Origin of the sequence: Leptothrix sp. (in: b-proteobacteria), from assembly GCF_965250675.1 — a bacterium.
Classification (GTDB): domain Bacteria; phylum Pseudomonadota; class Gammaproteobacteria; order Burkholderiales; family Burkholderiaceae_C; genus Sphaerotilus.
In genome coordinates this window covers 355,324-367,392 of sequence record NZ_CBDFPH010000003.1, presented here as the reverse complement: position 1 = coordinate 367,392, position 12,069 = coordinate 355,324, and the positions used below count along the sequence as shown (strand labels likewise).

Below are 12,069 nucleotides of genomic sequence, written 5' to 3'. Positions count from 1 at the left end.
AGAAACCCCAACTTCTGCGCCGCCACCGGCCGACCCGGAGTTGTGGTTTTCAGATCAAAACAATACAGCAGGAGCCTTCATGGCTGGACATTCCAAGTGGGCCAATATTCAGCATCGCAAAGGCCGTCAGGACGAGAAGCGCGGCAAGATCTGGACCCGCATCATTCGTGAAATCACGGTCGCGGCGCGCCAGGGCGGTGCCGACACCACCATGAACCCGCGCCTGCGCCTGGCCATCGAGAAGGCCAAGGCCGCCAACATGCCGGCCGACCGCATCAAGTACAACGTCGACAAGGCGTCGGGCAACCTCGAAGGCGCCAACTACGAAGAGATCCGCTACGAGGGCTACGGCATCGGCGGCGCGGCCATCATCGTCGACACCATGACCGACAACCGCGTGCGCACCGTGGCCGAGGTGCGCCACGCCTTCAGCAAGTACGGCGGCAACCTGGGCACCGAAGGCTCGGTGGCGTTCCAGTTCAAGCACTGCGGCCTGCTGGTGTTCGCGCCCGGCACGTCCGAGGACCAGGTCATGGACGTGGCGCTGGAGGCTGGCGCCGAGGACGTCATCACCGGCGACGATGGTTCCATCGAGGTGCTGACCGGCCCGCACGACTTCGAGGCCGTCAAGCTCGCCCTCGAAGCCGCCGGCCTGAATGCCGAGGTGGCCGAAGTCACCATGCGCGCCGAGAACACCATCGACCTGGCGGGCGAAGACGCCCAGCGCATGCAGAAATTGCTGGACGTCATCGAAGACCTCGATGACGTGCAAGAGGTCTATCACAACGCTGCCATTGGCGAATGAACACGAATTCCAGCTTGATTGAGAACGAAAAAATGAACGTACTGGTGATCGGGGGGGGCGGCCGCGAGCACGCTCTGGCATGGAAGCTGGCGCAATCTGCGCGAGTGCAGAAGGTGTTCGTCGCGCCGGGCAACGGCGGCACGACGCTGGACAACCACATGGTCAATGTGCCGATCAGCGATGTGGGTGCCCTGGCCGACTTCGCCCAGGCCGAGAAGGTCGCGCTGACCGTGGTCGGCCCGGAAGTGGCGCTGGCTGCTGGCGTGGTCGACGAGTTCCGCTCGCGCGGCCTGCGCATCTTCGGCCCCACGCAGGCCGCCGCGCAGCTGGAAAGCTCCAAGGCGTTCTCGAAGAACTTCATGAAGCGCCACGGCATCCCGACTGCCGCGTACGAGACTTTCAGCGACCCGGCGGCTGCGCACGCCTACGTCGACAGGATGGGCGCGCCCATCGTCATCAAGGCCGATGGCCTGGCCGCCGGCAAGGGCGTGGTCGTGGCGGCGACGCTCGAAGAAGCGCATCAGGCGGTCGACTGGATGCTGGTCGACAACACGCTGGGCGTGACCCACAACGCGCAGGGCGCGCGGGTGGTGATCGAGGAATTCCTGGCGGGCGAGGAGGCCAGCTTCATCGTCATGGTCGACGGCAAGAACATCCTGCCGCTGGCCACCAGCCAGGACCACAAGCGCCTGGGCGACGGTGACGCCGGCCCCAACACCGGTGGCATGGGCGCGTACTCGCCCGCGCCGGTGGTCACGCCCAACGTGCATGCGCGGGTGATGCAGGACATCATCCGCCCGACCGTGGACGGCATGGCGCGCGACGGCATCGTCTTCACCGGCTTCCTGTACGCCGGGCTGATGATCGACGCGCAAGGCCACGTCAAGACGCTCGAATTCAACACCCGCATGGGCGACCCCGAGACCCAGCCGATCATGATGCGGCTCAAGAGCGACCTGTTCGAGGTGCTGCTGCACGCCACCGACGGCACGCTCGACCAGGTCCAGCTCGACTGGGACCGCCGCGTTGCGCTGGGCGTGGTGATGGCCGCCAGCGGCTATCCGCTGTCGCCGCGCAAGGGCGATGCCATCCACGGCCTGCCGGCCAATGCCGACGACTGCGTGGTCTTCCACGCCGGCACCAGTTGCACCGAAGCCGGCGTGCCGGTCACCAGCGGCGGGCGTGTTCTGTGCGTGACGGCGCTGGGTGATTCGGTCAAGGGCGCGCAGCAGCGGGCATACGAGGCCGTGCGCGGCATCCGTTTCGACGGCATGCAGTACCGCCACGACATCGGCCACCGCGCCATCAAGCGTTGAGCACGGCGGCCATGGCGGACACGCTGAGCAACGAGCAGGTCGCGGCTTACCTGCGCGGCCTGCAGGCGCGCATCTGCGCGGCGGTGGGTGCCGAAGACGGTGGCGAGTTCATCCACGACGCCTGGGAGCGCCCGCCCGGCGGCCTGCTCGATGGCGCCGGCCTGACCCGCGTACTGGAGGGCGGCGCGCTGCTGGAGCGCGGCGGTTGCGCCTTCAGCCAGGTGCGCGGCAAGGCGCTGCCGCCGTCGGCCACGCAGCACCGGCCCGAGCTCGCTGGCGCGCCTTTTGAGGCCATGGGCGTGTCGCTGGTCTTCCACCCGCGCAACCCCTATGTGCCGACCGTGCACATGAACGTGCGCATGCTCTCGGCCACGCCGACGCAGGGCCCGGCCGCCGGCCAGACCGTGCGCTGGTTTGGCGGCGGCATGGACCTGACGCCGTACTACGGCTTCGAGGAAGACGCGCAGCACTTTCACCGCAGCTGCCGCGATGCGCTGGCGCCGTTCGGCGAGGCCTATCACCCGCGCTTCAAGACCTGGTGCGACGAGTACTTTTTCCTGAAGCACCGTAACGAGGCGCGCGGCGTCGGCGGCATCTTCTTCGATGACTTCTCGGAACTGGGCGCCGAAGGCAGCCTGGCGCTGATGCAGTCGGTGGGCGACGCTTTCATCGGTGCGTGGCTGCCGATCGCGCAGGCCCGCCGCGACACGCCGTATGGCGAGCGCGAACGCGAGTTCCAAGCCTATCGGCGTGGCCGCTACGTCGAGTTCAACCTGGTGTGGGACCGTGGCACGCTGTTCGGCCTGCAGTCGGGCGGGCGCACCGAATCGATTCTGATGTCGATGCCCCCCAACGTCAGCTGGCGCTACCAGTGGGCACCCGAGCCGGGCACGCCCGAGGCGCGGCTCTACACCGACTTCCTGCCCGTGCGCGACTGGCTGGCCGGAACCGATGGCGGTTGAAGCGGCGGTTGGGGTCACAGTTGAGGTGACGGCAGGCCGGCGCATCGGCCTGCTCGGCGGCAGCTTCGATCCGGTGCATCTGACGCATCGGCAATTGGCCGATGCGGCACTGGCGCAACTGCAGCTCGATGAGTTGCGCTGGGTCGTCGCCGGCCAGCCGTGGCAGAAGGCCCGCCAGCTGGCCCCGGCGGCCGACCGCGCCGCGATGGTCGCGCTGGCGATTGCCGATGAGCCGCGCTACCGGCTCGAAACCTGTGAACTCAACCGCACCGGCCCGAGCTACACGCTCGACACCGTGACCGAGCTGCAGTCGCGCTGGGCGAAGGCGTCGGGCGGACGGGGGTGCCAATGGTTCCTGATCCTCGGCCAGGACCAGTACGCCAACTTCCCTACCTGGCACGGCTGGCCGCAACTGCTCGGGCTTGTCACGCTGGCCGTGACGGCGCGCAACGGCCAGGCCGTGGTCACGCCGCATGATCTGGCTGCCGTGCCGCACCGGCTTGAAACGCTGCTCATGCCGGCCAGTCCGACCTCGGCCACCGCCATCCGGGCGCGGCTGTCGGCGGGCGAATCCGCCGCTGCGCTGGCCGGCTCCATGCTGGCCGAGCCGGTGGCTGCCTACATTGACAGCCACCGGCTGTACCATCCCCCTCTTGCCGCCTCGCGCGCGCCACACTGAAGAAACTAGATCTGCATGGATATTCGCAAGCTGCAACGCGCCATCGTCGATGGCCTGGAAGACGTCAAGGGCCAGGACATCGTGGTCTTCAACACCGAACACCTCTCGCCGCTGTTCGAGCGCGTGGTGATCGCCTCGGGCACCAGCAACCGCCAGACCAAGTCGCTCGCCTCCGGCGTGAGCGTGGCTGTCAAGGCCGCAGGCGGCGAGGTGCTGAGCATCGAGGGTGAGGACAACGGCGAGTGGATCATCGTGGACTGCGGCTCTGCCGTCGTGCACGTCATGCAGCCTGCCATCCGCCAGTACTACCACCTGGAAGAGATCTGGGGTGGCAAGCCGGTCAAGATGACGCTGTCGTCGCAGACCCGTGGTCTGGTCAAGGCCAGCGAACCGGTCGAGGAAGAAGACGAAGTGCCCGCGCCCAAGAAGGCCGTCAAGACCGCCAAGAAGCCGGCGACCAAGACGCCTGCGGCCAAGGACTCCGCCGCCAAGCCGGCGGCCAAGAAGGCACCCAAAGCCGCGCCCAAGGTCACGGCCAACACCGAGTCGCCGGAAGTGGCGGCCAGCCGCGCCGCAGAGCGCAAGCCTGCGGCCAAGAAGACGCCGGCCCGCAAGACCGTCGTCAAGAGCACGGCCAAGGGCATTGCCGTGCCGGCGCCGCTGGCGGCCAAGAAGGCTCCGGCCAGGAAAGCGGCTACCACCACCGCCGCCGACAAAGCCGTCAAGACCATCGTGATCATGCCGACCGAGGCCAAGAAGGCGCCGGCCCGCAAGGCTGCAGCCGGCACGCGCGCTGCGCCTGCCCGCGCCCCGGCCAAGAAAGCTGCTGTCCGCAAGCCCCGCGCCTGACGCATGAAGCTGTTGCTGGTCGCCGTGGGCCAGCGTCTGCCCGCCTGGGCAGATACGGCCTATGACGACTACGCCAAGCGCTTTCCACCTGATCTGAGGCTGGAGCTCAAGGCGGTCAAGACCGAGCCGCGCACCAGCGGCAAGCCGGTCGAGGCGCTGATGGCGGCCGAGCGCGTGCGCATCGAAGCCGCCTTGCCGCGCGGCTGCCGGCGCGTCGTGCTCGATGAGCGTGGCAGCCGCCTCACCACCGTCCAGTTGGCTGAGCGCCTGCGCGCCTGGCAGCTCGACGGCCGCGATGTGGCGCTGCTGGTGGGCGGGCCCGACGGCCTGGACCCCGCGCTGCGCCAGAGCGGCGACGAACTGATCCGCATCTCCGACCTGACCCTGCCGCACGCCTTCGTGCGCGTCATGCTGGCCGAGGCGCTCTACCGCGCCTGGTCGGTGACGGTCGGCCACCCTTATCACCGCGAATGAAGGCGCTGCGCCATGGCTGATCAAGCTGTCCAACATGACTGGATCTACCTGGCCTCGCAAAGCCCGCGCCGCCGCCAGTTGCTCGACCAGATCGGCGTGCCGCACCAGCTGCTGCTGCCCACGCCCGACGAGGACGCCGAAGCGCTGGAGGCCGTGCGCCCCAACGAAGCCCCCAGGACCTATGTGCAGCGCGTGACGCTGGCCAAGCTCGGCGCCGCCCGCGCCCGCCTGCAGGCGCACGGCTGGCCTGATGCGCCGATTCTTTGCGCCGACACCACGGTGGCGCTGGGCCGCCAGATTCTGGGCAAGCCGGTCGATACCGCTGACGCCACCCGCATCCTGAGCCTGCTGGCCGGCCAGGAGCACCGTGTGCTGACGGCAGTGGCCCTCTCCAGTGGTGCCGGCAGCACGCAGGAAACCTGCCTGCTGAGCGAGTCACGCGTGCGCTTTGCACCTGTCAGCGCCGCGCAGATCCGCGCCTACGTCGAGGGCGGCGAGCCGATGGGCAAGGCCGGCGCCTACGCCATCCAGAGCGAGGCGGCGGCATGGATCGCGTCCATTCGCGGCAGCTACTCCGGCATCATGGGTCTGCCGCTGTTCGAGACCGCGCAGCTGCTGCGCGGCCTGGGCTGGAAGCTTTGAGGTTCTCATGCAAGACATTCTGATCAACTGGTCGCCCCAGGAAACCCGTGTCGCGGTGGTCGAGCACGGCGCGGTGCAAGAGCTGCACCTGGAACGCACGCTGGAGCGCGGCCTGGTCGGCAACGTCTATCTCGGCAAGGTCGCGCGCGTGCTGCCGGGCATGCAGAGCGCCTTCATCGACATCGGCCTGGAGCGCGCCGCCTTCCTGCACGTGGCCGATGTGCATGTGGCCGGCCAGATTCCGGTGCGCTCGGCCGACAACACGCCGGCCACGCCGATCGAGCGCTTGGTGTTCGAGGGCCAGAGCCTTGTCGTGCAGGTCATCAAGGACCCGATCGGCACCAAGGGCGCGCGGCTCTCCACCCAGATCAGCGTGGCCGGGCGCCTGCTGGTCTACCTGCCGCAGGACGAGCACATCGGCATCTCGCAGAAGATCGGCTCGCCCGAACTGCGCGACCAACTGCGCCAGCGCATGGCCGTGCTGGCCGGCACGCGCGAGACCGGTGGCGGTGGCGGCTTCATCCTGCGCACCAATGCCGAGGACGCGAGCGACGAAGAACTCGCCGAAGACATCGCCTACCTGCGCAAGGCCTGGAACACCATCCGCGCGCAGGCGCTCAAGTCGGCCGCCGGCAAGCTGCTGCACGAAGACCTGAACCTCGCCCAGCGCGTGCTGCGCGACCTGGTGCATGAGCGCACGCAGTCGATCCGCATCGACTCGCGCCTGCAGTTCGACGCGCTGCGCGCCTTCGGCCAGCAGTACACGCCCGGCTCGGTCAACCGCCTGCAGCACTACAAGGGCGAGCGGCCGATCTTCGACCTGTTCAACATCGACCAGGAAATCGAGAAATCGCTGCTGCGCCGCGTCGACCTCAAGTCCGGCGGCTACCTGGTGGTCGACCAGACCGAGGCGCTGACCACGTTCGACGTCAACACCGGTGGCTTCGTCGGCGCGCGCAACTTCGACGACACCATCTTCAAGACCAACCTGGAAGCGGCGCTGGCGATTGCCCGCCAGCTGCGGCTGCGCAACCTGGGCGGCATCATCATCATCGATTTCATCGACATGACGCGCCCCGACCATCAGGAGCAAGTCTTGTCTGAGTTGCGCAAGCAGCTCTCGCGCGACCGCACCAAGACCACGGTCAGCGGCTTCACCCAGCTGGGCCTGGTCGAGATGACGCGCAAGCGCACCCGCGAATCACTCGCCCACATGCTGTGCGAGCCGTGCCCCACCTGCGCCGGCCGCGGCCAGACCAAGACTGCGCGCAGCGTCTGCTACGACATCCTGCGCGAGATCCTGCGCGAAGCGCGCCAGTTCAATCCCAAGGAATTCCGCGTCATCGCCTGCGCGGCGGTGGTGGAAATGCTGCTCGACGAAGAAAGCCAGCACCTCGCCGGCCTGAGCGACTTCATCGGCAAGCCGATCTCGCTGCAGACCGAGCCGAGCATGAACCCGGAGCAGTACGACATCGTGCTGATGTGAGGTTTCAGTGGCCGCCAGGGCCTCTGCCGCAACGGGCCGAAATGGCGTTGTGCCCGAAGTGCTGGTCACCCCATCGGACACCGTCTTGGTCTCAGCGCTTGGGCGGCGCCTCCACGCCCGACAAGCGCATCACGGCCGCAGGCAAACGCTCGCCCTGGATGCGCACGGTGGCGACTGCTGCGTTGAGTTGGCGCAGTTCATCGCCTGTGAACGCGATCGTGGCCGCGCCCAGGTTTTCCTCCACGTGCGCGATGTTCGTGGTCCCGGGGATCGGGACGATCCAGGGCTTCTGCGCCAGCAGCCAGGCCAGGGACAGTTGCGCCGGCGTGGCGTTCTTGCGCTGTGCCCAGGTGCGCACCACGTCCACCAGCGCCATGTTGGCCGGCAGCACCTCGGGCGCGAAACGAGGCGAGATCGCGCGGAAATCCAGCACCGGTGCCGATTGAAAGCGCGAATCGGCCCGAACCGTGCCGGCCAGAAAGCCCATGCCCAGCGGGCTCCAGGGCACGAAGCCGATGCCGAGTTCCTCGCACAGCGACAGCACCTGCGCTTCGGGGCCGCGCCACAGCATCGAGTATTCGTTCTGGATCACCGCCAGGGGCTGCACCGCGTGCGCGCGGCGGAGGGTCTGCACGCCCGGCTCCGACAGCCCGAAATGCCGAACCTTGCCTTCGGCGATCAGGTCCTTGACCGTGCCGGCCACGTCCTCGATGGGCACGGCCGGATCGACGCGGTGCTGGATCAGCACGTCGATGTGATCGGTGCGCAGGCGCTTCAACTGCGCGTCGACCACCTGCCGGATGTGCTCGGGCCGGCTGTTCAGGCCGGGACTGCGCACGCCGGTGTCCGGGTCGATGTTGAAGCCGAACTTGGTTTCCAGAACCACCTGGTGGCGAATGCCCTGCAGCGCTTCGCCGACGATGCCCTCGGACACGTGCGGGCCGTAGGCTTCGGCCGTGTCGATCAGCGTCACGCCCAGGTCCACGGCGCGACGGATGAGGCGGATCGCGGCCGGTCGATCGAAGCGGCTGCTGTAGGAGTCGGCCAGTTCACCGGGCACGGCCCCGGGGCGCCACTGGCAGCCGAGGCCGACCGGGAAGACTTCGAGCGGCCCCAGCCGGCGCCGCGCTCCCGCTGCCGCTTGCGGTCCGGCGGTGGTCGTGGTGTCGGCAGCGCTGGCGCAGGCCGAGAGCAGCCAGGGCGCCACACCCAGGGTCGCGGCCATGGCCAGAAGCTGGCGACGGTCGACGGTGGCTGGCGTCCGGGTGGAAAGGGCGATGGGATTGGGGCGACGCATGGGAACTCCTGGGGCGGCAGTGCGTGAGAGCTGAAGATGTGTGGATCCAGGCCCACTCTAGGTCGTTGAATCGCATTGCAAAAGTGCTTAATCGGTTGTTGGATTGGCATCTCAACCGGGACAATCCTCGGCAGGAGGTTGTCCTTCATGGCCATCAATGAGCTTCGCTGCGTATCCACCTTCATCAAGGCGGCTGAACTGGGCAGCCTGCGCCGTGCCGCACAGGCGCTGGGCATCAGCCCGCAGGCGGCCAGCAAAGCGCTGGCGCAGCTCGAATCGCATCTGGACGCGCGGCTGTTCCATCGCACCACCCGGGTCATGGCGCTGACCGATGCGGGGCAGCGCCTGCTGGAAGACGTACAGCCGGCGCTGGTCGGGGTGCAGCGCGCGCTCAGCAAGGCGCGCGGCGCGAAGGACGATTTCGCCGGGCCGCTGCGCATCGTCGGACCCCGCACCACCTTCCAGCCCATCCTCTGGTCGCTGATCGAAGAGTTCTGCGAGCGTCACCCCGGCATCCAGCCCGACGTGCTGCTCGATGACCGCGTAGGCAACTGGGTCGAGGACCGGGTGGATGTAGGCTTCCGCCTTGGCCATTCACCACATGAGGGCGTGATTGCGCGCCGCTTGCTGCCGCTGCAGATGATCGTCTGCGGCGCACCCGCGTACTTCGAAAAGCACGGCGTGCCCGACACGCTGGCGGCGCTGGCGTCCCACCGTTGCAGCGTGTTTCGCCATCCGGGCACGGGGCAGCTGGCGCCCTGGCACCTGGCGCTGGACGGGCAACTGGTGGAGCAGCCCGTGGCGCCCGCCCTCATCAGCAACGACGAGGGCCTGGAGCTTCAGGCCGTGCTGGCGGGCAAGGTGCTGGGGCAGCTGGCGGGCACTACAGCCGCGCCCCATATTCGCTCGGGCCGGCTGGTTCCCGTCCTGTTGGCGCACATGGCGGACTTCGCCAGCTACTTCGTTTACTACGGCAGCAGAAGCTCGCAGCCGGCCCGGGCACGCGCCTTCGTTGATCTTGCGGTCGAGCGCCTCACCGAAGGCTCGCAGTTCGTGCTGACGAGCCATGAGCTTGCGCGCGCAGCGCCTGACGCACAACGGGCCCCGCAGGCTCAACTCAAGTGACGCAGCAGCTGGCGCCTATTGATGTTCACGGGGTGGTCTGGATCCTGGAGATGAAGGCTGACAGCGACCAGTGACAGTGATGTTCGGCCTGGCCGGGCCGCCCGTTGTCAGGCCGGCGGTTCGGATTCCGACGCAGGTTCCCCGCTGCTGCTGCCGTCCGTGAACAGGTCGAACAGCAGACCGCGCAGCCACTGGTTGGCGGGCGCCCGGTGCGCCTTGGCGTGCCAGAACACATTGATGGCGACTTCCGGCAGCTTGACCGGGTGGGTCAGCCAGACCAGCCCGAACGGCTCGGCCAGCCGCTGGGCCAGCCGCTCCGGCACGGTGGCGACCAGATCGGTGCCCTGCAGGATGTGGCCGACGCCGACGAAGTGCGGCACCGTCAGCCGCACGACCCGGTCGATGCCGGCGCGCTGCAGCAACTCATCCACCTTGCCGTGACCGGTGCCGGCCGACACCACCACCAGGTGCTCGGCGCTGCGGAAGTCCGCCAGGCGGAGCGGCTGGCCATCCAGCGCGTGTCCGCGCCGGAACAGGCAGACATAGCGCTGGCTGAAGAGCCGGCGCTGGAAGAACCCTGACTTCAACTGCGGCAGCAGGCCGATCGCCAGGTCGACCCGACCGGACTCCATGTCGTCGCGCAGGTTGACCGCCGTGTTGCGGACCGTGTTGAGCGTGATGCCGGGCGCCTCGCGGCTGAGCCGCTCGACCAGCCGGGGCAGGAACACGATCTCGCCGATGTCGGTCATGCCGATGGTCAGCGAGCGCTTGACGCTGGCCGGGTCAAAGCGCAGTTGCTGGTTCAGGCCGCTGTGGATCATGGCCAGCGCGTCGCCGATCGGCTCGGCAAGTTGCTCGGCGAAAGGGGTCGGCACCATGCCGGAGGCGGTGCGGATGAACAGGTCGTCGCCAAACTGGCGCCGCAGCTTGGCCAGCGTGTTGCTGACCGCCGGCTGGGTCAGGCCGAGCGTGTCGGCCACCTTGGAGACACGCCGCTCGATCATCAGCTGGTGGAACAGCACCAGCTGGTTCAGGTCGATGTCCTTCAGTTCCACGCGCGCCTCGCTACATCACCCGTTGTGATGTTCAACATTCAAGCCATTCTATTGGTGGATCCAGCGCCAGCGACGACCATGGCGGCCGCTCCTTTCAGCGCAGAGACCCGGAGACCCACATGAGCGACACCTCGACCGTCTTTCCGATCACCCCGCAGTGGGAGAGCGAGGGCACGCACCGCATTCCCTTCCTGACCTACACCAGCGACGAGATCTACAAGAAAGAACTGGAGCGCTTTTTCTACCAGGGCCACTGGTGCTACGTCGGCCTGGAGGCCGAGGTGCCCGAGGTCGGCAACTTCAAGCGCACGGTGGTGGGCGAGCGCTCGGTCATCCTGGTGCGCGACGCCGACGGCGGCATCAGCGTGGTCGAGAACGTCTGCGCCCACCGCGGCATGCGCTTCTGCCGCGAGCGCCACGGCACGGTCAAGGACTTCGTCTGCCCGTACCACCAGTGGAGCTACACGCTCAAGGGCGACCTGCAGGGCGTGCCGTTCCGCCGCGGCGTCAAGCAGGACGGCCAGGTCCACGGCGGCATGCCGGCCGACTTCAAGACCAGCGACCACGGCCTGACCAAGCTGAAGGTCGCCACGCGTGGCGGCGTGGTGTTCGCCTCGTTCGACCATGAAGTGGAGTCGCTGGAGGACTACCTGGGCCCGACCATCCTCGGCTACTTCGACCGCCTCTTCAACGGCCGCCAGCTCAAGATCCTGGGCTACAACCGCCAGCGCATTCCGGGCAACTGGAAGCTGATGCAGGAGAACATCAAGGACCCGTACCACCCGGGCCTGCTGCACACCTGGTTCGTCACCTTCGGCCTCTGGCGTGCCGACAACAAGAGCCAGCTGCGCATGGACGACAAGCACCGCCACGCCGCGATGATCTCGACGCGGGGCACGGCGGGCAAGTCCGAGCAGGTCACGCAGGTCTCCAGCTTCAAGGAGAGCATGCAGCTCAACGATCCGAGCTTCTTGGACATCGCGCCCGAGCCCTGGTGGAACGGCCCGACCGCAGTGATGACGACGATCTTCCCGAGCGTGATCCTGCAGCAGCAGGTCAACAGCGTCAGCACCCGCCACATCCAGCCCAACGGCCACGGCAGCTTCGACTTCGTCTGGACGCACTTCGGTTTTGACGATGACACCGAAGACATGACCCAGCGCCGCCTGCGCCAGGCCAACCTGTTCGGCCCGGCCGGCTTCGTGTCGGCCGACGACGGCGAGGTGATCGAGTTCTCACAGCAGGCCTTCGAGAGCAAGCCCTTCCACCGCACGCTGGCCGAACTCGGCGGGCATGGCGTGGAAGACACCGAGCACATGGTGACCGAGACGCTGATTCGCGGCATGTACCGCTACTGGCGCGAAGTGATGGAGGCCTGA

The 12,069-nt window shown here is 67.7% G+C and carries 12 protein-coding genes; 10 read left to right on the top strand and 2 right to left on the bottom strand.

What is annotated here, in order from left to right:
• Window positions 1-79: 79 nt before the first annotated feature.
• The 8 genes from AC5IG3_RS07220 to rng are packed head-to-tail and all read left to right on the top strand — an operon-like array spanning window position 80 to window position 7,213.
• Complete coding sequence (locus AC5IG3_RS07220; RefSeq protein ID WP_491905601.1) at window positions 80-805, top strand: YebC/PmpR family DNA-binding transcriptional regulator; 726 nt, start codon at window positions 80-82, stop codon at window positions 803-805.
• Between the two features lie 32 nt (window positions 806-837).
• Window positions 838-2,121, top strand: coding sequence for a phosphoribosylamine--glycine ligase (gene purD / locus AC5IG3_RS07215; protein ID WP_491905600.1), 1,284 nt, complete (start codon window positions 838-840; stop codon window positions 2,119-2,121).
• 11 nt (window positions 2,122-2,132) lie between these two features.
• Window positions 2,133-3,083 (top strand): oxygen-dependent coproporphyrinogen oxidase, encoded by a 951-nt coding sequence (gene hemF / locus AC5IG3_RS07210; RefSeq protein ID WP_491905599.1) that lies wholly within the window; start codon window positions 2,133-2,135, stop codon window positions 3,081-3,083.
• Window positions 3,084-3,108: 25 nt separating this feature from the next.
• The gene (nadD, locus tag AC5IG3_RS07205) at window positions 3,109-3,762 is read left to right on the top strand and encodes a nicotinate (nicotinamide) nucleotide adenylyltransferase (protein ID WP_491905598.1); all 654 of its coding nucleotides are present in this window, start codon (window positions 3,109-3,111) and stop codon (window positions 3,760-3,762) included.
• A gap of 15 nt (window positions 3,763-3,777) precedes the next feature.
• Complete coding sequence (rsfS, locus tag AC5IG3_RS07200) at window positions 3,778-4,611, top strand: ribosome silencing factor (RefSeq protein WP_491905597.1); 834 nt, start codon at window positions 3,778-3,780, stop codon at window positions 4,609-4,611.
• Window positions 4,612-4,614: 3 nt separating this feature from the next.
• The gene (gene rlmH, locus AC5IG3_RS07195; protein WP_491905596.1) at window positions 4,615-5,085 is read left to right on the top strand and encodes a 23S rRNA (pseudouridine(1915)-N(3))-methyltransferase RlmH; all 471 of its coding nucleotides are present in this window, start codon (window positions 4,615-4,617) and stop codon (window positions 5,083-5,085) included.
• A gap of 12 nt (window positions 5,086-5,097) precedes the next feature.
• Window positions 5,098-5,727 (top strand): Maf family protein, encoded by a 630-nt coding sequence (locus AC5IG3_RS07190; RefSeq protein ID WP_491905595.1) that lies wholly within the window; start codon window positions 5,098-5,100, stop codon window positions 5,725-5,727.
• A 7-nt stretch (window positions 5,728-5,734) separates the two neighbouring features.
• A complete protein-coding gene (gene rng / locus AC5IG3_RS07185; RefSeq protein ID WP_491905594.1) occupies window positions 5,735-7,213 on the top strand; it encodes a ribonuclease G in 1,479 nt (492 codons plus the stop codon).
• A gap of 91 nt (window positions 7,214-7,304) precedes the next feature.
• On the opposite strand, the gene AC5IG3_RS07180 is transcribed toward rng, so the two are convergent.
• Entirely contained in the window at window positions 7,305-8,510 is a 1,206-nt protein-coding gene (locus tag AC5IG3_RS07180) for an aldo/keto reductase (protein WP_491905593.1), read from the bottom strand.
• Between the two features lie 147 nt (window positions 8,511-8,657).
• Between AC5IG3_RS07180 and AC5IG3_RS07175 the strand changes: the two genes are divergently transcribed.
• Window positions 8,658-9,635, top strand: a complete 978-nt coding sequence (locus AC5IG3_RS07175; protein WP_491905592.1) for a LysR family transcriptional regulator — start codon at window positions 8,658-8,660, stop codon at window positions 9,633-9,635.
• Between the two features lie 107 nt (window positions 9,636-9,742).
• Here the strand turns inward: AC5IG3_RS07175 and AC5IG3_RS07170 are convergent, their stop codons facing one another.
• Window positions 9,743-10,690: a LysR family transcriptional regulator gene (locus tag AC5IG3_RS07170; protein ID WP_491905591.1), complete on the bottom strand. Its 948-nt coding sequence runs from the start codon at window positions 10,688-10,690 to the stop codon at window positions 9,743-9,745.
• Window positions 10,691-10,809: 119 nt separating this feature from the next.
• On the opposite strand from AC5IG3_RS07170, the gene AC5IG3_RS07165 reads away from it, so the two are divergent.
• The gene (locus tag AC5IG3_RS07165; RefSeq protein WP_491905590.1) at window positions 10,810-12,069 is read left to right on the top strand and encodes an aromatic ring-hydroxylating dioxygenase subunit alpha; all 1,260 of its coding nucleotides are present in this window, start codon (window positions 10,810-10,812) and stop codon (window positions 12,067-12,069) included.